A 21,221-nucleotide genomic window follows, 5' to 3' on the forward strand; every position below is an offset into this window, starting at 1 on the left:
AGTAATGTAAAGCCCGATTCTTCATCGGCTTGAAATGTATAGCAGGACTATCGGGACCAATAATAACAGAACCTTGCTTTCCTACTCTTTTATAATCTGGTTTGATTTTCTTTTTTAGCTTCCTCCAACTGCTCGTAAATCTGTAATAACAAAAACTCAAGCCGGTGAATATCGATAGCAATTTTTTCTAAAAAAATCATATTCCTTGCATTGTGTTCAATCGTCTGCACAAACTCTTTTACATCATTGCGCCCTATATAACTGAATGTAGGCTTAATTTTATGTGCACAACTGGCTACTTTGCCCCAGTTCGAATGTAACAAAGCCTCATTCATCTCCCCAAGATAAATCGGCGTTTGTTTGATAAAGGTTTCGAAAAAATCGATTAAAAATGCAGGATCGTCACCAACCATTTCGATGAGATAGGAAAAATCAAGCGGCTGTTGGTGATCTTGCATATCATCAAATTTAATATGTTAAAGCTTTTTAACCTCGAGCGGGTCTTCAATAAGCTGAGAAATCGAAAGTATCGTTTTGCCCAATACAGGGTGTACCATCTCTGGTGCAATCTCGGCCAAAGGCTCCATCACAAATTTCCGATTCTGCATATGTGGGTGCGGTACCTGGAGTTTATCTGGGATATTGATGATTTCATCTCCAAAAAGAATAAGATCAATATCAATCAAACGTTCGCCCCACTTATCTTTTCTTACCCTACCCAATTCCTGTTCGATACTTAATGCAAGGTCCAAAACTGCTATTGCACTTAAATTAGTCTGTAAACCCACCGCCTGGTTTAAAAAAGCCGGTTGATCGGTTTTGCCCCAGGCCGCAGTTTCATAAAGAGAGGAAACCGCTGTTACTTCGCCAATTTTCTCGTTTAACAAGTCGATGGCCCGTTTTAAATTCCTTTCTCTATCCCCTAAATTCCCACCCAGTAACAAATAAGCCGTATGGTACTCTAAAGCTTTATTAAGCATCATGTATTTTTATATCTTTACTGCACAAAATTAAAACATTTAAATGAGAGAATTCTTTAAGTATTTATTTGCCTCCATATTGGGCTTTTTCATATCGATGATTATCATCTTTATCATCTGCTTTGTCATCGTAGTGGGTGCGATATCATCAATCGATAGCGATAAAACCGTTGTTGTATCCAACAACTCGGTACTGTTTTTAAATTTAGATCAGGCCATTACCGAGCGTACACCTAAAAATCCATTCGGAAACCTACCGATTGTTGGTGGTGAAGAAAAAGATGGTATTGGTTTAAACGACTTTTTAAAAGCGGTACAGAAAGCTAAAACAGACGATAATATAAAATGTATTTACCTGAATGTGAGCAGTCCGAATGCCGGTTATGCTACTTTGCGTGAGGTGAGAAATGCATTGATTGATTTCAAAAAATCACATAAAAAAATTATCGCCTATAGCGAGGTGTACACACAAGGGGCTTATTATCTGGCTTCGGTGGCCGATAAAGTATATTTAAATCCAGAGGGTGCTTTAGAATTTAAAGGATTTAGTTCAGAACTGACCTTCTTTAAAGGAACTTTAGAAAAAGTGGGCGTAGAAATGCAGGTGATCCGGGTAGGAAATTATAAAAGTGCAGTAGAGCCTTTTATTTTAGATAAAATGAGCGATTATAACCGCAAACAGGTTACTGCTTATGTTGGTGGTTTGTACAATACTTTCTTAACCGATATCGCACAAAGTAGAAATATCCAAAAAGACAGTCTTTACAGCATTGCCGATAATTATAAAGTACAACAGCCACAGGATGCGGTAAACTTTAAAATGATTGATGCCCTGAAATATAAAGATCAGATTTTAGAAGAGCTGAAAGGTTTATCCGGAAGGACCAGGGGTGAGAATATTCGTACGGTAAGCATTAATGATTACGCCAAAAACAACACCGATACCGGCGATGGAAAAGATAAAGTAGCCGTAATTTATGCCAATGGTGAAATTAATGGCGGTGAAGGTTCTGATAACCAGATCGGCTCGGAACGCATTTCGAGGGCCATTAGAAAAGCGCGTTTGGATGACGATATCAAAGCTGTTGTTTTGCGCGTAAACTCTCCTGGAGGCAGCGCATTGGCTTCTGATGTAATCTGGAGGGAAATTGTTTTAACCAAAAAAGAAAAACCGGTTATTGCCTCCTTCGGTGATGTGGCCGCATCTGGTGGTTATTATATTGGTTGTGCTGCGGATAGTATATTTGTTCAGCCGAATACCATTACAGGCTCTATCGGTGTGTTTGGTATCATACCGAACTTTCAAAACCTCATGACCAATAAACTGGGCATTACCTTTGATGGCGTTAAAACCGGTAAATATGCAGATATTATGGCCACTAACCGCCCTATGACTGCTGGCGAAAAATTCATTATCCAAAACGAATTAAACAGAATCTATAGCGGCTTTGTGAGTCGTGTAGCCGATGGCAGAAAGAAAAGCAAAGCTTATATTGATAGTATTGGCGGTGGCCACGTTTGGATCGGAACAGATGCCGTTCAGATTGGATTGGCGGATAGAATAGGGAGTTTTAACGATGCGATTAAAGCTGCCGCTAAAAAAGCTAAATTAAAGAAATATAAGGTGGTAGAATATCCTGATGTAATTGATCCATGGAAATCGTTAATGGAAGAAGGTACTGACAAGGTTAAAACCTATTATACCAAACAAGAACTTGGCGACAATTACATGCTCTACCAGCAAATGAAAAAGGTAATTGCAAGTTCAGGGATTCAGGCCAGAATGCCATTTGAGGCCGTTATTAAATAATAGTTAGTCCTCGCAGGTCCCGAAACCTGCGAGGACTATATAAAATTATCCATCTCACGACTCCAATCTCACATCTTCCTTACTCAATCAATTTCCATTCCGGATGCAGGGTTAAATAAGTCGCGTTAACCGGAATATTTATGGGATGAACGGTTAAAGAAATACTTTTCCCTTTTAAAAATTCAAAGCCAATTCCATCTTTTTTGGCATCATAAACCGTAATGGTATCTTTATCTTCATTTAGATAGGCAGAAAGTTTTTCAATAGCTGGGAATTTCTGTTTTGTTTCTTCCAAAGTGCTGCCCGTTGACAAACCTTCCTGTGTTTTAAACTTATTGGAAGTAATCCGGATCTGTTTTACATCCTTTATCCGCATACTGGTATCGCGATAGGATGAATATACCGCAATTTCGTTGCGGTGCTTTGCGGTAGAATCGTCGCTATACCAGATACCCCAGGCTTTGCCCATAGCGGCATCTCCTGCATTTGGCCGGCCCAGTTTTTTGCCAACCTGTTCCATATCTTCTCCAAGCGCAATTTCACCGACAGAATGACCAGCTACAACCAAAAACCGCTCATCAGTAGCTTGCACCGGGGCAGAACTTGTATCGGCTACCGAATCCGTTTGCTTATCCTCATTTTTTGTTGCGGATTGACAAGCCGCCAAACTTATAGTTAAGCTCAAAAGGGCAAATTTTATATTTTTCATGAGTGTAAAACAACGCTTTACTAAAATTGTGTTTTAATTTTATGAGCACGGCAAAAATTTGAGGCATTATTTCCTAATTTTACCCCTTATGGAAAATAAGACCATCGCCCGCACCTTACGCCTGTTATCGCAGCTCATGGAACTGCATGAAGAAAATCCCTTCAAGATTAAATCTGTTGCAAATGCCTATTTTAAAGTAGATAAATTGCCTTTTGCCTTAAAGGATAAACCCTTGGATGAACTGGATAAAATTGAAGGTATTGGTAAAGGACTGGCTTCCAAAATTATTGAGTTGCTCCATACGGGAGAATTAAAAGAGCTGAATGAAATTCTGGAGAAAACGCCTGAAGGTGTAGTAGACATGCTGGCCATAAAGGGCATCGGACCTAAAAAGATTTTTATTATCTGGCGTACCCTCGGAATAGAAAGTATAGGCGAGTTGTATTATGCCTGTAACGAAAATCGGTTAATTGAAGCCAAGGGTTTTGGTTTAAAAACACAGGAGGAAATTAAGAATGCCATCGAATTTAAACTGGCCGCCAATGGACGGTTTTTATATGCCCAGGTTGAAGGTTTTGCCAAAACCTTGTTTACACAACTTTCTGATTGGACTGCAAAGATTGATCAAAATGCGTTTTTAGGTTTCGCTGGTCAATACCGCCGTGCCTGTGAGATTATCGATGAGCTAGAACTGGTGATCGGTACTGAACAAATTGATGTACTAAAACAAAACTTACCCGCTTTCGCGCCACTTTCACTAATCGAAGCCGAAAATGCTTTCATCTGTACCACCGAAGCAGGTTTTAGAATAAAAATCCATGTGGTAGAAAAAGCTGGTTTCTACTTACAATGGTTCAAACTCACCGGGAATACCGAACATGTAGAAAAGGTTTTAGCCTTAGCCGGTAGTGGCCCCTTTCTAAATGAAGAAGAAATTTACAGCAAAGCAGGATTGTCTTTTGTTGCACCAGAGCTTCGTGAAGATTCTGATGAAATTGAACTGGCGAAAGCAAATAAACTCCCAACGTTAATCGAATACGAAGATTTGAAGGGTAGTTTACACAACCACTCTACCTGGAGTGATGGCGTGCATACGTTAGAACAAATGGCTATATATTGTAAAGAGAATCTAAACCTTCAATATTTAGGCATCTGCGACCACTCCAAAACAGCGGTTTATGCGAAGGGATTAAATGAACAACGTGTTTTTGGGCAGCACCAGGAAATTGACGAACTGAACAAAAAACTGGCGCCATTTAAAATTTTTAAAGGCATTGAGAGTGATATTTTAAGCGATGGTTCACTCGATTATTCAGACGATATTTTAAAAACATTTGATTTCGTGGTGGCCTCGGTACACAGTAACCTGCGCATGGACGAAGCCAAAGCAACTACGCGTTTGCTAAAAGCCATCGAAAATCCCTATACCACTATTTTAGGGCACCCAACTGGTCGCTTATTGTTAAGCAGGGCCGGATACCCGATCGATTATAAAAAAATTATTGATGCCTGTGCGGCAAACAAAGTGGTCATCGAAATCAATGCCAATCCCTTACGTTTAGATTTAGACTGGCGCTGGCACCGCTATGCATTAGAAAAGGGCGTTTTACTTTCCGTAAATCCCGATGCCCATCGCACCGAGGGTTTCCACGATATGCATTATGGTATTTTAGTTGCCCGTAAAGGCGGATTAAGCGCTGATAAATGTTTGAATGCTTTTTCATTGGAGGAGATCATGGAGTATTTTGAGCGTAAGAAGCGTTAGACGTTAGACGTTAGACGTTAGACGTTAGACGAAAACAGTCCTTCTAATACCTTGTTTCAATTTTATAAAAAATAAATCAGTGCAATCCATTAATCTGTGTAATCAAACCGCCAGGAAAAAATCTGTGTAATCTAACAAGCTGTGTAATCAAACCGAAGGAAATAATCAGTGTAATCACCCATAAAAATCTTTTAATATCTTTGCCCCTATGATAAGTGAAATTGCCAACCGTATATTTAATCAGGTTATTACAGACTACCATAAGTTTGATAATATTGACCATCCGGTTGAAAACCCATACGACGCCGAAAGTTTAGAGCATCTCTTATATGTTAAAAACTGGATTGATACTGCTCAATGGCACATGGAAGATGTAGTGCGTAATCCACAGATTGATCCTGTGGAAGGCTTGAGCTGGAAAAGACGCATTGACGCACAAAACCAGGTGCGTACCGATATGGTAGAGTTTATTGATGGTTATTTCTTAAATCTTTACCAGGGGATTTCAGCTTTACCCGATGCTAAAATCAATACGGAAAGTCCGGCCTGGGCGATAGACAGGCTTTCTATTTTGGCTTTGAAAATTTACCACATGCAGGAAGAAGCTGAACGCGAAAATGCATCAGCAGAACACCGCGCACAATGCCAGACTAAATTAAATGTTCTTTTGTCACAGCGTGCTGATCTATCGACCAGCATCGACGAATTATTGACAGATATCGAAGCCGGCAAAAAATATATGAAAGTGTACAAACAAATGAAAATGTACAACGACCCGAGTTTGAATCCAGTGTTGTATAATAAAGTTTAGTTACAAATCGTCAGTGCGAGACACGAAGCAATCCTACTACTTTAGCTATTCAAACCCATAGCTTTAAAATTGCTTCGTACCTTGCAATGACGAACTATTTAAAAACATATGGCCGCAATCAAAAGAATTATCGTTTTACGTTTTTCGGCAATGGGCGATGTGGCCATGGTAGCCTCCGTTTTACGCGAATTTTCTGAGCAAAACCCATCTGTTGAACTCATCATGGTAAGCAGACCTGCTTTTAAACCATTTTTTGATGGCATCCCAAAGCTCATCTTCCATCCTATTCAGCCTAAAACCATACACAAAGGAATTGATGGTTTATATAAACTCTATCAGGAACTTCGCCGCTATAAGCCGGATGCAATAGCCGATTTACATGATAATTTAAGAAGCAGAGCCATATCTACTTTCTTCCGTATAACAGGCCTAAAGATCAGGCGAATTGATAAAGGCAGGGCGGAGAAAAAAGCACTAACCCGTATACACAACAAGATTTTGAAGCCACTCCGCCAAACAGTAGAGCGTTATGCCGATGTTTTACGCGAATTGGGGCTGGACATTAAACTTAGCCATCAAATCAATAAATCGCCACTCGCCATCCCGGCTAAAGCACAAAGTTTATTTACAGGTAAAATCACAAAAAAAATAGGCATCTCGCCTTTCGCACAGCATGTTTACAAAGTATATGCTTTAGCAAAAATGGAAGAAGTAATCGCTGCCATAGCTCATCTTGGTTACGAGCTTTTTATTTTTGGCGGAGGTAAAACAGAACAGGTTATTGCTGAGCAATGGGCAGAAAGACATCTCAACACCCACAATTTAATTGGCAATTATAATTTAACAGAGGAACTCGCCATCATTTCGAACCTGGATGTGATGTTGAGCATGGATTCGTCAGGTATGCATATGGCATCGTTGATGGGGATACCTGTTGTTTCTGTTTGGGGACCAACACATCCCTGGGCGGGGTTTTTAGGCTATGGGCAATTGGAAAGTGATTGCATCCAGATTGATCACCCATCACGCCCAAATTCTATTTATGGAAACAAACCTTGCCTCTGTGGTGTTGAAAACTGTATAGACTTAATACAGCCTGAAACTATTGTAAACAAAATTAAGGAGAAACTAAATGGCTAAACAATTACTTCTGGTCCGCCACGGAAAATCGGACTGGGGAAATTTAGATTTGAAGGATTTCGACCGTCCGTTGAATAAACGCGGCAAGGAAAATGCCCCGGAAATGGCAGAGCGACTGGTAAATAAAGGTTTCAAACCGGATTTGATTGTGAGCAGTCCGGCAAAAAGAGCCAAATCTACCGCTAAGTATTTTGCTGAAGCTTACAATATCGACCAGATCCAATTCGAAGAATCTATTTACGAAGCCAATACCGCTGCCTTACTTAAAGTGATCAATAATCTGAATAATGGCGCAGACCGCATCGTGATGTTTGGCCATAACCCCGGTTTTACTGATTTTGCAAACGAACTGTGCGATGCAGATATTTACAATATCCCTACTGCAGGTATGGTATTAATCTCTTTTCCTTTTGACTCATGGCAGATGGTGAGTATGGGAACGGGAGAACTGGTATTTTTCGATTATCCGAAGAATAGTGATGAGGTATAATTAGCAATTCGCAACGGAAACACGTATTACACGGAAAAGGTTTCTCATAAAGCACAAATCTCAGTTGAATAAACCCGGTAGTAGCGGCAGCCCCCGATCCTTTATCGGGGCTATAGCGAATAACGGGGCTGAAGAAGCCAAGAACTACTGGCAGACGTTTCCATAAAAATAACAATTAAAAATATCACAATTTAGATAGGAATATCTCTAATCAAATAATTTTATTACCTTTGAATATATAAAAAACGAAAATCTGGCAATAGACATTTCGGTGAATTCATAACCTCATCTCCTCTGGTTATTTCATAATTCGTATCGCCAGAAAATTTATCCATTAATTTATCTGTACATGAATTTTGATTATAATACTACACGTAGCCATTTAATTTTATCGGAATATGGCCGTAACGTACAAAACATGGTGAAGTATATCTGCGAATTACCAACCATTGAAGAACGTAATAAATATGCCCAGGCGGTTATCGACCTGATGGGTTTTTTGCAACCACATTTACGTGATGTTGCCGATTTTAAGCACAAACTCTGGGATCACTTACACATTATTTCTGGCTACCAGATTGATGTAGACAGCCCATATCCAAAACCCTTATTGGAAAATGCTTATATCAAACCAGAGCCTTTGGCTTACCCTCAGCAACGGATTACTTATAAACATTATGGAAAAACGGTTGAGAATTTGATCGAGAAAGCCATGCGGGAAGAGAATCCTGAGCAGAAAAAAGCTATGGTTCAGGGTATTGCAAACTTTATGAAGATGGCTTATGTTACCTGGAACAAAGATAATGTGAGCGATGATACGATTATAAAAGACTTAAAATACCTGTCTGGCGGATTATTATCTCTTGATGAGGGTGTTAACCTGGCAAAAGTTGAGTTTAGGGCACAAAATCCGCGTCAAAACAATAATAACAATAATAATCGCGGCAGAAGCAATAACAACAACGGAAAAAACCGTCAAAACAATAACAACAACAATAATCGCAGGCCGAACAATAACAATAAACCTAAATATTAATAACCATACGTCATTCTGAACTTGATTCAGAATCTTTAATATAGATGCTGTAATACATTCAGCATGACAACTGGGTTAGCAAGAAAAGTATATGAACGCATTTGAAATAACAGGCGGAATTAAATTAAAAGGCGAAATCACCCCTCAGGGAGCCAAAAACGAAGCATTACAGATTTTATCGGCTGTGTTGCTTACCAAAGAGAAAGTTACCATCAGCAATATCCCGGATATTAAGGATGTAAACAAACTGATTGAACTGCTTGGCGATTTAGGTGTTACCGTTGAGCGCATCAATAAAGATACCTATACTTTTGAAGCTAAAAACATTGATTTAAACTTCTTCGAATCGGATACTTTTAAGGCCAAAGGTGGTGGCTTACGCGGTTCGATTATGATTGTTGGCCCATTATTGGCACGTTTTGGTAAAGCGGCAATCCCAAAACCAGGTGGCGATAAAATTGGCCGCAGAAGATTGGATACCCACTTTATCGGTTTCGAAAAGTTAGGGGCAAAATTCGTATACGATAGCAAAAAAGCTTTCTTTAATGTGGATGCAACCAATTTACAGGGTGCTTACATTCTATTAGATGAGGCATCGGTAACCGGTACGGCAAACATTGTAATGGCGGCTGTTTTAGCCAAAGGTACGACCACCATTTATAATGCTGCCTGTGAACCTTATTTACAACAACTTTGCAAAATGCTTAACCGCATGGGTGCAAAAATTTCGGGTATTGGATCGAATTTATTAACGATTGAAGGAGTTACCGTTTTAGGTGGAACTGAACATAGAATGTTGCCCGATATGATTGAGATCGGCTCTTTCATCGGGATGGCAGCGATGACCGAATCTGAAATCACCATCAAAAATGTTTGTTATGATGAACTTGGTGTAATACCTGAGGTTTTTAAAAAACTGGGTATAAAGTTGGAACGCCGTGGCGATGATATTTATGTTCCTTCACAAAAACACTATGAAATTGATACGTTTATTGATGGCTCGATTTTAACCATTGCCGATTCTCCCTGGCCAGGTTTTACGCCAGACTTATTGAGCATCGTGTTGGTCGTGGCCACACAAGCAAAAGGAAACGTGTTGATCCACCAGAAAATGTTCGAGAGCCGTTTATTCTTTGTGGATAAACTGATCGACATGGGTGCTCAGATCATTTTATGCGACCCACACCGCGCAACAGTTAATGGTATCGACAAAAAATATAAACTTCGCGGAATCAGCATGACTTCTCCCGACATCCGTGCCGGGGTTTCCTTACTAATTGCAGCTTTATCTGCTGAAGGAAAATCGACCATTTATAACATCGAACAGATTGAACGTGGCTATCAGGACATCGATACCCGCTTACGTGCCTTAGGCGCCCAGATTAAGCGTGTAAACGCTGATGCACCGAGCCACTAAGATTAGCTTAAAGAGAAATAACATATAGTAAAAACGCCCGGATAAAATTTTACCCGGGCGTTTTTTATGAATCTTGTCATCCTCTTTAAAAGATTTCTCGGCTGCGCTCGAAATGACGATAAAAATACTCCATCATCCATCCTACATCATCCATCTCACGTCTTCCATTCTAGCCCGATATCGCATTAATAATATCGTACTGGGTAATAATTTCAATTTTCCCGGTTTCATCTTCTACTAAAACAGCCGAGTTTTCTCTATTGATTAACGAAGAAATTTTATCAATCGATGTATTCAGATCAACAAACGGGAATGTTGCCGTCATGATTTCAGAAATCGGAGCAGATTTTAATCCCGGATTTTCCAGCAAAGCACTTAAAATATCACTTTCCGCAATTTTACCCACAATCATCCCCTGTTGTGTTACCGGAATTTGAGAGATATTCATGGATTTAATGGTATTGATTGCTTCCAGTACTGATTTTTGAGCATCTAAGGTTACAATTTCCGTGCTGTCTTTTTTAGCCAGGATAGATTTAGCCGTTAACTTTTCGTCCTGTAAAAACCCGCGTTCCCTTAACCAGTCTTCATTGTACATTTTACCCATGTAACGGCTCCCATGATCGTGAAAAATCACGACCACCACATCTTCAGGTTTTAATTTATCTTTTAACTGGATTAATCCACCTATAGCGGCACCTGCAGAGTTACCCACAAATATACCTTCTTTACGGGCGATATCACGCGTCATTAAAGCTGCGTCTTTATCAGTAACCTTTTCGAATAAATCGATTACATCAAAATTTACGTTCGCCGGAAGAAAATCTTCCCCAATACCTTCGGTGATGTATGGATAAATTTCATCTTTATCGAATATGCCTGTTTCCTTATATTTTTTAAAAACTGATCCATAGGTATCAATTCCCCAAACCTTAATATCTGGATTTTTCTCTTTCAGGTATTTTCCGGTTCCGGATATGGTACCACCTGTACCCACACCAACTACTAAATGTGTTATTTTGCCTTCAGTCTGTTCCCAAATTTCAGGTCCGGTTTGTTCGTAATGGGCTTGCGAATTGGCCAGATTATCATACTGGTTAGGCTTCCATGAATTTGGCACTTCACGCTCTAAACGCGAAGAAACCGAATAATAAGACCTGGGATCCTCAGGTTCCACATTTGTAGGACAAACAATTACTTCGGCACCAAAGGCACGTAAAGCATCAACCTTTTCTTTCGATTGTTTATCAGTGGTGGTAAAAATACACTTGTAACCTTTGATAATGGCAGCCATGGCCAAACCCATACCTGTATTACCTGATGTTCCTTCAATAATGGTTCCGCCTGGTTTAAGTTTGCCACTTTTCTCGGCGTCTTCAATCATTTTAACCGCCATACGGTCTTTAATCGAGTTGCCTGGATTGGTAGTCTCTATCTTGGCGAGTATTGTTCCCGGAACTCCTTTTGTTATCGTATTTAATTTAACCAATGGCGTATTGCCAATGGTTTCTAAAATATTATTGTACCACATTCCACAAAATTAAGCAAAGGCATTAAGTATTTTATAAACTAATATTTATTTGAAACATAATTTCGAAAATGAAATTTTTAAAGAATTTTATTGCATAATCTATTATTATGATAGGCATTATAGATTGATTATTGGGCGAATTACAATTTCAATATCTTATGCCAGCTTATAAATCTTTCCGGGTAAGGAAACAATAATACCCTGCATTTCCAGGGTAAGCACCACAATGGCTAATTTGCTTTGTTGGATATTCAATTGAATACAAAGTTCGTCGATAGAAAGCGGCCCGTTTTGTAAAGCGTTAACAACCTTATGTTCGTTCGGGGTGAGACTAAGCTGAAGGGTAGTTTGAGCTACTTTTTGCTTTTCCTTTACCTCGTCATCCCAACCCAGGTAATAAATCAGATCGTTGGCATTGTTGATCAATCCTGCCCTATTTGTTTTAATGAGAAAATTACAACCTTCAGAATAAACATCATTTGTTCTGCCCGGGAAAGCAAAAACATCTTTATTATATGAATTGGCAATTTCGGCAGTAATTAAGGCGCCTCCTTTTATAGAGGCTTCCACCACAATAGTGGCATCTGCTACACCTGCAATAATCCGGTTTCTTTGCGGAAAATTAGTCCGGTCGGGATTGGTCAGAATTGGAAATTCTGTGAGTAAACCACCATTAAGCACCATTTTCTGTGAAATCGGTTGATGGATTTTTGGATACAAGCGGTCTAAGCCATGGCCAAGAACTCCTACTGTGGGAATATGATTAACTAAACATTCTTTATGTGCAGTTACATCGATCCCGTATGCAAGGCCACTTACAATTAATACATTGTATGGCGCTAAAACTTCGCACAATTCCTTACAGAGGTTTTTACCATAGGATGTGGCATTTCTCGTTCCAACAATGCTAATAATGCGTTGATGGTTTAAATCAGCCGTACCTTTAGCATAAAGCAGTATGGGAGAATCAATACAGTTTTTTAGCCGTTTGGGGTATTTTTCATCGGAGAAAAACAGTACTTCTATTCCATGTTTTTCAACAAAATCCAATTCTTGCTGTGCCCTTACGAGGGCATCGGTACTTCGGATGGCTTCAATTGTTTTCTCTCCAACACCCGGAATTTCCAGAAGCTGCTTTTTGCGGGCTGAAAATATTTTTTCTGCACTTCCGCAATAAGCAAGAAGGTTTTTAGCCGTTACCGGGCCAATAGACTTAATAAATGTTAAGGCAATTTTGTGAAGCGTGCTCATAGTATGATCAGGTTAAATAAATGCGGGATGATTTATTTCCTTCAAGCAAGCTTAAAAATCAATATCGATTAAACTTTTTAATGGAATGTGAATGTTGTTTTTTAACTGTATATATTTCTCTGTAACGGCCCAAACTGTAGTATCAACACGCTTTGGACCAATGGTGGTATTAAAGGTGATCACGGCTTTCGATTTAAATTCGTTACCCAGCCGTTGTGCTTCATCAAGTTTTGTTTTTAATTCATTGGTGTGATCTTCTTTTGCATTGATGATGTTTAAATAGCTAATATGTTCCTTTTCTACAATTTCTATTGGCATGGTATCTCTCTAACGATTAATGTTAAACAAGCTTATCAATTTTTTAGAAAAAAAGCAACTCTTATTTATTCGATTTTTGTAATTAATATATAAAAAAGGCCAGTTTTGAAATACAAAACCAGCCTTTCTTGTAAAAACTATAGTTAATTACTTCAATTTCAGCTTCCTGGTTTCAATCATTCCTTTAAATCCGTGATCAAGCTTTTCATTTGCAGCGTCTATCTGAACCCTCGTAGCGCCTGAAGTGCTGCTTAAAACATTATCCTTTGCAAGTGCTGAGAAGTTATTGTTAGCAGAATAATATAAAGCCTGTGCCAACATTTTTTCGGCTGGATCGCCAAAGTCTTTTGTTAGATCATCTGCCACATCTTTATCAACGGTCATACCCGAAAAATAATCACCCTGGTCTAATTGGTTTTTCGTTTGGAACTGTGGAATGTATAAATCGTTTTTATCAATCCGAATAGAGAAAAAACCAACAGGTTTACCGTAAGTGGTTTTACCAATCAACTTCACATCCATAACGGGTTTTAAATTGTTGATCAACAATTCACTAGCAGAAGCAGTACCTCTCGTAACCAAAAAATAAACCCTTGTTAAACCATTTAAGGCACCTCTTTTAACAAATTTTTCCTGATTTCCGGCCGCTAGTGTTGGTTTATAAGATAAATCAGCGTAAGAATAAAGCCTGGTTACACCATCATTACCCTTTGCATAGAATTTCTGGTTTTCCAGAATAGTTGCAGCTCCATCCTGCATGGTTTTGGTCCAATAGGTGGTATACATTACTTTCCCATTCTGAATAGGCGGAGCGATTAGGTTTGTAAATGCTTCAGAAGTAGAAACTGAGCCACCGCCATTATACCTTAAATCTACCACCAATTCAGTTGCTCCATCAGTTGAAAACTTTGCAAAGGCCGCGTCCAAAGCAGGAAGTGCATTGCTGGTAAAACTGTTAAACACGATATAACCAACTTTTTTTGCACCAATGGTATAGGTATTACTGTATAAAACGGGGTTTATGTCATATTCAGCACGGTTAATCACAATATCTGCTGCAATATTGCCCGGTTTTAAAAAGGTTAATGAAATAGAAGGATTATTGCCAAATATTGAAGCATTTAAGTTGGCAATATCAGCACTGCTCGATCTGGAAGTTCCGCCACCATTCACTTTAGTAATCTGGTAACCTCTCTTCAATCCCTTTAAATCAGCAGGAGAACCTGGGTATACATACGTTACCCTTAATAGATCGGAAGCATCGAAATTAGCAGCAAAACCGTAGTCATCACCTTCACCACCTAGTTGACTGGCAACCGATCCATCGTCAATAAAAGAGTACTTATCTTTCCCGCCTGTGCTTGGCAAAGCTTTTAGTGCAGCTAAAATAGCATTATTTGAACCATACTGCCTTGGGTTAAACGATGCGTAACTTGGCATCCCTACATTCCAGAAGTAGGTTTGCTGTGCATACAGGTAAATCGAATCCTTGGTCAATTCTGCCCGGGTTCCAGATGTACCTTGTGGCACCCCGTTACCATCTGGATCACTATTCGATTTTTTACAAGATACTGTAAATCCAACCACAACAAGCAAAGCATACAAAAATGCATTTTGCGAAATAAATTTTCTAAGCATATTTATCTGTAAATTTCTAGTGACACAATATACGGCAAATTAATTAATTTGGATTGTTGCTCATCAAATTTATTTGCACCAACAACTAACGCCTGATTAGATGATAAATTGTTGTCGTTTAATATGTTCTGGAAAATTTCAGCTTTAGGTAAATTCAGTTCATCGGCAAAGAATACCCTAAGATATTGCTCAAGTCCGTTCCACTCGGTTTGTTTAATTTTATTCAATTGCTGCTCGGGATTTCCGGCAGTTACAATAAATATCTGTTTACGGTCTACTACAAGTTCCTGCATAAACTCAAGCATGTTTTTATAAAGCAAAAGCTTAAGCGGCAAACGGGCGTTTTGATGTAAAAGATCGAAATTGTATTCGTATTTTGTATCAATATGAAATTGAGATGCGGTTTTTTCGAAAAGTTTTTCTGTTCCTCTGTTCTCATATTCGGAACGCATAAATTCGATAATAGGCTGCGCGGCCTTTTGTTCGGTGTACTCTATAAATTGGGCAAACAGATAATACACCTGCAGTAAATAATCTTTTTCCGGAAAAAGTACATCGTCTAGCTCAAAAATTACGACCTGTTTGTCTTTAACGTATTGATATGCTTCCATATTAAAGGGTAAAAAGTTTTAAATCGTTGGCACCATTATAGCCGAATACCCCATTAAACGTGGGCGGTAGTTTTTTAGCAACCGGATTGCTTCCGCTCGAGAAAATACAATCGCCATGGATAAATACCGAAAAATTTTGATAACTGGCTTTTTCTTCGCCGATATAACCCGTAATTACATCGGCATCTGGCAGCAAAACCTGAATGCCATATTCTCCAAAAAGAACCGCTGATTTGGCTAAGGGCTCAACCTCATAATGGTGCAATGGAATGATGCAGTCTATACCTTCTGTGATGCAGAAATTTAGTAAAATATGCGCAATACTATCTTTGTTTAACTCACCTAATGAGGCAAAAGCATATTTTTCAGTAATAATGCCTGGTACGTCGCCATAATCGGCCAGCAAAATAAAATGGCTGGGAAAGGCTTTCATCAGTTTTAAAGCTTTGGCATTATTCCCCCCTGTGATGAGTATTTTCAAGATTTAATTATTTGAATGAATGATTGATTGAATTTTGAGTGATTGAATGATATTTCTTAAAATCATAAGATTTTTTAATCCTAGACAATTAGTCCATCTTTCATGCTTACCACGCGGTCGCTGGTTTTTGCCAGGTGTTCGTTGTGTGTTACAATAACAAAGGTTTGATGAAAATTATCGCGTAAGGTCAAAAACAATTGATGTAAGCCCGCGGCATTTTCAGAGTCTAAATTGCCTGAAGGTTCATCCGCTAAAATAATTGATGGATTATTGATCAAAGCCCTTGCAATGGCCACGCGCTGTTGCTCTCCACCTGATAACTGATTGGGTTTGTGTTGCGCTCTATCTTTCAACCCAAAAAGATCTAACAGTTCGAGTGCCCTGGTTTCGGCCTGTTTTTTATTGGTTTTAGCGATAAATGCCGGAATACAGATATTTTCAATCGCGCTAAATTCTGGTAATAAATGGTGAAACTGAAATACAAAACCGATATTCTGATTACGAAATGTACTCAACAGATCGCCACTCAACTTATTCATTACCGTGCCTTTTAACTCCACTGCACCATCATCAGGTTTATCCAAAGTACCCAAAATATGCAAAAGTGTACTCTTTCCGGCGCCAGATGGCCCAATAATACTTACGATCTCCCCCTTTTGTACTTCAAAATTTACGCCTTTTAAAATTTGTAGATTTCCGTACGATTTTCTTATTCCAGTGGCTTTTAACATGCGTCAAATTTAGTAAAATGGTTGGTTAGTTCAATAGTTCATTAGTCATTGGTACCTTGGTCAATCGGTGATTAATGTCATGTTCATGGTTGAAAGCCTAATCGTTCATTGTCCAGTAGTTCAACAGACTTTAGTCCGTTGAGTACTGCAATTAATTATTATTCTCAATTGATATAGTTCTTTAAGGATGGTTAAATAGGTAATAATCCTTTGGGAACTGATTATTGATTATCGATCATTAACTATCTCAGGAACACCAAGACTACCAATTATCATCCATTAACTATCCGATCTTAAACATCAAACCAATAAAAAACAAAAAAGATTTGCAGATATCAATTTTCTATTTAACTTTGAAAAACAAAGCACTTTCAAAATGAGCAATCAAGAAGAACAATTAAATGCCTTAAAGGATATCAGACAAATGATGGACCGATCGTCGAGATTTATCTCTTTAAGCGGTTTATCTGGTGTTTTTGCCGGTGTTACTGCTTTAATCGGTGCATATTTCGCTAACGATGAGATTGATAAGTTTGTGAATAAACGGGGGTATGGTTATGGGGTAGATGGCGAAATGGATCTCGAATTCAACCTCATCAAACTTGGCATTTTTGTGTTGATCATTGCTTTAGCGGGCGGTATTTTGTTCACTTACAGAAAAAGCCAGAAAAATAATCTTCCAATCTGGGATAAAACCTCGAAATCACTTTTGATCAACCTCATGATTCCTTTGGTTGCCGGCGGACTCTTCATTATTGCATTGCTGATCAATCACCCGAATACTTACAGCATTATTGCGCCCAGCTGTTTAATTTTTTATGGACTATCTCTCATCAATGCCAGTAAGTTTACCTATAGTGATATCCGGTATCTGGGTTTCTGCGAAGTAATACTTGGATTAATCTGTATGTTTTATATCGGTTATGGCTTAATTTTCTGGGCTTTCGGCTTTGGTGTGCTGCACATTGTTTACGGTCTTTTAATGTATTTTAAATATGAGAGAGGTCAGTAAGGATGAAGAACCCGATAGCAGATTTAAATAAAATATTCGATAGCCGGATCAGGCTGGGCGTAATGTCTATGCTGGTGGTTAACGATGAAATTGGTTTTAACGACCTGAAACAGATGCTCGAATTAACTGATGGCAACCTGGCCTCGCACCTGAATACTTTGGAGCAGGTAGAATTTATTAAGGTACATAAAGGTTTTATCGGTAGAAAAACCAGTACCACCTACTCGATTACAATTTTGGGCAAACAAGCCTTTAAAGCACATTTGGATGCACTTGAAAAAATGATCAAAAAAATATAAGCTATTTTTTTTAACTATTTACTTTGAAATTCAAAGCACTTTTAAGAATGAAAACAGAAGAAATAAAAAGACCTAAACTCATTGAAACCGGTAAGTGGATGGCAGCACTTTCTGCCGCAATCGGCACCATAATACTTTTAGCATACTTTGCGCTAAGAATTAACGAACTGATGTTCGTTGGACTATTTTACATTTATTTTGCGACCGTCATAAATGGCGTATTCTTTCTTGTTCTTCTCCTCGAATGCTTCAGGCAACAGAATCACTGGCGAAAAATTGCGGCCATCATGTTCTTCATGCTCCTAAACATTCCTCTAAGCATACTTTATTGCTTTTTAGCCCTAAACCTCAATCATCAAAACTTTTAAAAAAATGAAAACAAAATCCAACCTCTTATTGCTTTCTACCTTAATTGGTGGCCTGCTTTTTAGCTACATTTTCTGGAAAGAATGGTTAGCATTAAACCAATTGATTTACAGTATTTTTATCATTACAGTTACCATCTTTAATAGCGAGGTAATTAAAAGCACCAGGTTTAAAATATATGCACTGGCACATCTACTGGCGGCCATATTGGTGGTGGTAAATAATTCTGCACTAACCTCCGTAACGTATTACATCAGCTTAGTCCTGTTTGTCGGCTTCGCACACTACCAATCCATACGCACCATTTACATTGCAGGTATGGCTACTGTAATGCAGATGATCACAGTCCCTGCAAGTCTGCTAAAAAGATTGTCGGATATTCAAATTGGGAAATTCAATTTAAGACCGGTTTTCAGACCGGTTAAATACATTATACTCCCATTAATTATTTTGTTCATATTTACAGTGGTGCCAATGAAGTTTTTGCGCATTATCTAGATCTGGTGCTCACCAATATTTCCAACTTTTTAAACAATATTTTTGGATTTATATTTCAGGATTTAAGTCTGCCCCGCTTCTTTCACTTCTGTTTGGGCATATTTATAACTGCAGGTTTAGTGATCACTTTTTACAACAAAAGCATCGAAAAACTGGAAGCCGGTTGCAATGAAAAGCTTTTAAGGATAAGACGCAGCCAGAAAGCCAGAAGCATTTGGTATGAAGTTGCACACACCTTTACAAGTCAGATTATTACTAAAAAAATGGCTTTGAAAACGGAGTATATCATCGGGTTCATTTCTTTTATTTCTTTGAACCTCTTGCTACTCAGTGTAAACCTGATTGATATTTCTACACTTTGGTTTGGACACAAACCTGCCGGAAATTTCTCTGCCGACCTTCATGATGGCACAAATGCCTTAATTTTCAGCATCATACTGGCCATGGCCGTAATTCTATATTTTTTCCGCGGAAACTTGAATTTTTATAGTAAAAGCAAGACCCTTAAAATTTTGGCCTTTACCTGGATGGTTCAAAATTTCATCCTCATCATTTCTGTTTTCATCCGTGATGGTTATTATATCGAATTTCATGGTTTAACCCACAAACGGATCGGTGTATTGGTTTTTGCGATACTCTGTGTCATTGGACTTGCTACCGTGTATTTCAAAGTAGCTAAACAGCGAACCTTATTTTATCTATTTAAAGTAAACGGAAATATCTGGATTGCCCTGTTACTAGCTTTTAGTTTAATAAACTGGGATGTTTTTATAGTGAAATACAATTTAGCTAAAAGTGATCAGGTGGGTATTGATGCCGATTACCTGCTATCATTATCAGACAAAACCTTACCTCTTTTAGATCAAAACCGATCAAAACTGGCGTATAGTCCTTCAAAAGATCTATATGGAAAAGAGATTGCCAAAGCCCAAACAGCAGACTTTTACAGAGACCAGCTGGACAGGCGCATTGGTTATTTTAAAGACCGTTACAATGAAGTTAGCTGGTTATCATGGAATTTACAGGATTGGAATACAGCAGCATATTTTGGATTGAACAAGCACAGTAGGAGATAAAACAAGCCATATTAATATCAATCCATTTACGATTAAACCTATTCATCATATGAAAACGCATAGCTCCACACACTGGATAAATTATTTCAGAGAAAATGCCTCGATTAAAAGGATAGACTGGACATTAAAGCCAAACTTAACTGACAAAGAAAAAAATAATATTATGAAGTCGTTAAAGGCTTGGCAACTTGGCGAAACCTCAGAAGGTAAACATTTGATCCATGCATCAGAAAAATATGCTGGAGCAATAAACGACAATGAATACCTGATTGCTGTAAAACTCTTTATAAAGGAAGAACAAAAACACGGAAATAACCTGGGCATATATCTTGATTTAATTGAAGAAAAAAGAATTAAAAAAGATTGGGGCGATACCCTATTCCGAAAAATAAGATATTTCAACACAAACATGGAACTTTGGACCATCGCTGTAATTACCGTGGAAAGCGCGGCACAAATATTTTACCAGGCATTAAAAGATGCCACAAATTGTACTTTACTCAAACAGATTTGCACCGACATCTTAATTGATGAGGCTGCTCATATTACTTTCCAAAGAGAACGTTTATATATCATTTTTAATCAAAAAAATGCTTTCTCTAAGTGGATTGCTTACCATGCCTATTCTTGCTTCTTCATCTGCACAAGTATTGTGGTTTGGTTGGCACATCAAACATTATTTAAAGCTGGTAAGCTTAACTTTTATCGCTATTTAAACAAAATGAATTTTAAACTTGGTAAGATTGCGGGTAAATCCGTCCTATATAAAGAAGAAGAACGATTACCATTTTTATTTAAAGGATTAAATCAAAATATTTCATAATTAACCTCTCACCTTTGCTAAACTTTTGTTGGATTTAGTTTTCCCGGTGCATTACGCATCGGGGAGCAAAGGTTTAATCATTAACGATTTAACTGTAAAATTTAAATAATAAAATCATGAAAAATCAAACATCACTTAGTTCAGGTAGACTAAGAATTATCATCATTTTAAGTGTAACAGCTTTTATATTGGCCATTCCATTGGTTGCTATGCAATTTACAAATGAGGTGGTATGGACACTCTCCGATTTTGTAACTGCAGGAATTTTATTGCTCAGTACAGGTTTAGCCATAGAATTGGTGATCAGAAATCTAAAAACAGGCACTTTTAGGACGGTAGTGCTTGTTATGATATTATTGGCTTTATTTCTCATCTGGGCAGAACTAGCGGTCGGTATCTTCGGAACTCCCTTTGCAGGGAGTTAAAAT

24 protein-coding genes are annotated in these 21,221 nt (G+C 38.3%); 14 read left to right on the forward strand and 10 right to left on the reverse strand.

The genetic code is table 11. The features are described from left to right. Positions 1–89: 89 nt before the first annotated feature. Entirely contained in the window at positions 90–458 is a 369-nt protein-coding gene (locus AC04Q1_RS11345; RefSeq protein ID WP_478364655.1) for an Hpt domain-containing protein, read from the reverse strand. Positions 459–476: 18 nt separating this feature from the next. Beyond that, a complete protein-coding gene (folK, locus tag AC04Q1_RS11350) occupies positions 477–983 on the reverse strand; it encodes a 2-amino-4-hydroxy-6-hydroxymethyldihydropteridine diphosphokinase (protein WP_478364657.1) in 507 nt (168 codons plus the stop codon). A 40-nt stretch (positions 984–1,023) separates the two neighbouring features. On the opposite strand from folK, the gene sppA reads away from it, so the two are divergent. After that, positions 1,024–2,790, forward strand: coding sequence for a signal peptide peptidase SppA (gene sppA, locus AC04Q1_RS11355; protein ID WP_478364659.1), 1,767 nt, complete (start codon positions 1,024–1,026; stop codon positions 2,788–2,790). 79 nt (positions 2,791–2,869) lie between these two features. On the opposite strand, the gene AC04Q1_RS11360 is transcribed toward sppA, so the two are convergent. Beyond that, on the reverse strand, positions 2,870–3,499 hold the full coding sequence (locus AC04Q1_RS11360) for a hypothetical protein (protein WP_478364661.1): 630 nt from the start codon (positions 3,497–3,499) through the stop codon (positions 2,870–2,872). 88 nt (positions 3,500–3,587) lie between these two features. On the opposite strand from AC04Q1_RS11360, the gene AC04Q1_RS11365 reads away from it, so the two are divergent. From AC04Q1_RS11365 to murA, 6 genes are all read left to right on the forward strand, one after another. Continuing rightward, positions 3,588–5,264 (forward strand): helix-hairpin-helix domain-containing protein, encoded by a 1,677-nt coding sequence (locus tag AC04Q1_RS11365; RefSeq protein ID WP_478364662.1) that lies wholly within the window; start codon positions 3,588–3,590, stop codon positions 5,262–5,264. A 208-nt stretch (positions 5,265–5,472) separates the two neighbouring features. After that, on the forward strand, positions 5,473–6,075 hold the full coding sequence (locus tag AC04Q1_RS11370) for a DUF4254 domain-containing protein (protein WP_478364664.1): 603 nt from the start codon (positions 5,473–5,475) through the stop codon (positions 6,073–6,075). Positions 6,076–6,183: 108 nt separating this feature from the next. After that, positions 6,184–7,215, forward strand: coding sequence for a glycosyltransferase family 9 protein (locus tag AC04Q1_RS11375; protein ID WP_478364666.1), 1,032 nt, complete (start codon positions 6,184–6,186; stop codon positions 7,213–7,215). Beyond that, complete coding sequence (locus AC04Q1_RS11380) at positions 7,208–7,705, forward strand: SixA phosphatase family protein (RefSeq protein WP_478364668.1); 498 nt, start codon at positions 7,208–7,210, stop codon at positions 7,703–7,705. The genes AC04Q1_RS11375 and AC04Q1_RS11380 overlap by 8 nt, the downstream gene beginning before the upstream one ends. Positions 7,706–8,054: 349 nt before the next feature. Continuing rightward, positions 8,055–8,741, forward strand: coding sequence for a DUF4290 domain-containing protein (locus AC04Q1_RS11385; RefSeq protein ID WP_478364670.1), 687 nt, complete (start codon positions 8,055–8,057; stop codon positions 8,739–8,741). A 91-nt stretch (positions 8,742–8,832) separates the two neighbouring features. Then, the gene (gene murA, locus AC04Q1_RS11390) at positions 8,833–10,158 is read left to right on the forward strand and encodes a UDP-N-acetylglucosamine 1-carboxyvinyltransferase (RefSeq protein WP_478364672.1); all 1,326 of its coding nucleotides are present in this window, start codon (positions 8,833–8,835) and stop codon (positions 10,156–10,158) included. A 169-nt stretch (positions 10,159–10,327) separates the two neighbouring features. Here murA and AC04Q1_RS11395 read toward each other — a convergent pair whose 3' ends face one another. From AC04Q1_RS11395 to AC04Q1_RS11425, 7 genes are all read right to left on the reverse strand, one after another. Then, on the reverse strand, positions 10,328–11,689 hold the full coding sequence (locus tag AC04Q1_RS11395; protein WP_478364674.1) for a pyridoxal-phosphate dependent enzyme: 1,362 nt from the start codon (positions 11,687–11,689) through the stop codon (positions 10,328–10,330). 156 nt (positions 11,690–11,845) lie between these two features. Continuing rightward, positions 11,846–12,940, reverse strand: coding sequence for a DNA-processing protein DprA (dprA, locus tag AC04Q1_RS11400; protein ID WP_478364676.1), 1,095 nt, complete (start codon positions 12,938–12,940; stop codon positions 11,846–11,848). A gap of 51 nt (positions 12,941–12,991) precedes the next feature. Next, a complete protein-coding gene (locus AC04Q1_RS11405; protein ID WP_316844574.1) occupies positions 12,992–13,258 on the reverse strand; it encodes a hypothetical protein in 267 nt (88 codons plus the stop codon). A gap of 147 nt (positions 13,259–13,405) precedes the next feature. Further along, positions 13,406–14,896 (reverse strand): S41 family peptidase, encoded by a 1,491-nt coding sequence (locus tag AC04Q1_RS11410; RefSeq protein ID WP_478364679.1) that lies wholly within the window; start codon positions 14,894–14,896, stop codon positions 13,406–13,408. Between the two features lie 2 nt (positions 14,897–14,898). Beyond that, positions 14,899–15,507 (reverse strand): HAD family hydrolase, encoded by a 609-nt coding sequence (locus AC04Q1_RS11415; protein ID WP_478364681.1) that lies wholly within the window; start codon positions 15,505–15,507, stop codon positions 14,899–14,901. Between the two features lies 1 nt (position 15,508). Beyond that, complete coding sequence (locus AC04Q1_RS11420; protein WP_478364683.1) at positions 15,509–15,988, reverse strand: hypothetical protein; 480 nt, start codon at positions 15,986–15,988, stop codon at positions 15,509–15,511. A gap of 80 nt (positions 15,989–16,068) precedes the next feature. Then, positions 16,069–16,719, reverse strand: coding sequence for an ABC transporter ATP-binding protein (locus AC04Q1_RS11425; protein WP_478364685.1), 651 nt, complete (start codon positions 16,717–16,719; stop codon positions 16,069–16,071). Positions 16,720–17,095: 376 nt separating this feature from the next. On the opposite strand from AC04Q1_RS11425, the gene AC04Q1_RS11430 reads away from it, so the two are divergent. From AC04Q1_RS11430 to AC04Q1_RS11460, 7 genes are all read left to right on the forward strand, one after another. Then, positions 17,096–17,731, forward strand: a complete 636-nt coding sequence (locus tag AC04Q1_RS11430) for a hypothetical protein (RefSeq protein WP_478364687.1) — start codon at positions 17,096–17,098, stop codon at positions 17,729–17,731. Positions 17,732–17,733: 2 nt separating this feature from the next. Further along, a complete protein-coding gene (locus AC04Q1_RS11435) occupies positions 17,734–18,030 on the forward strand; it encodes a winged helix-turn-helix domain-containing protein (RefSeq protein ID WP_478364689.1) in 297 nt (98 codons plus the stop codon). Between the two features lie 47 nt (positions 18,031–18,077). Then, complete coding sequence (locus AC04Q1_RS11440; protein WP_478364691.1) at positions 18,078–18,398, forward strand: hypothetical protein; 321 nt, start codon at positions 18,078–18,080, stop codon at positions 18,396–18,398. A gap of 4 nt (positions 18,399–18,402) precedes the next feature. Next, entirely contained in the window at positions 18,403–18,894 is a 492-nt protein-coding gene (locus AC04Q1_RS11445; protein ID WP_478364693.1) for a hypothetical protein, read from the forward strand. Between the two features lie 5 nt (positions 18,895–18,899). Continuing rightward, on the forward strand, positions 18,900–19,970 hold the full coding sequence (locus tag AC04Q1_RS11450) for a DUF4153 domain-containing protein (protein ID WP_478364695.1): 1,071 nt from the start codon (positions 18,900–18,902) through the stop codon (positions 19,968–19,970). Between the two features lie 49 nt (positions 19,971–20,019). Further along, positions 20,020–20,793 (forward strand): ferritin-like domain-containing protein, encoded by a 774-nt coding sequence (locus tag AC04Q1_RS11455; RefSeq protein WP_478364697.1) that lies wholly within the window; start codon positions 20,020–20,022, stop codon positions 20,791–20,793. A 116-nt stretch (positions 20,794–20,909) separates the two neighbouring features. Next, entirely contained in the window at positions 20,910–21,218 is a 309-nt protein-coding gene (locus AC04Q1_RS11460; RefSeq protein ID WP_478364699.1) for a hypothetical protein, read from the forward strand. The last annotated feature ends 3 nt before the right edge of the window (positions 21,219–21,221 follow it).

It is taken from the genome of Pedobacter humicola, assembly GCF_056490705.1.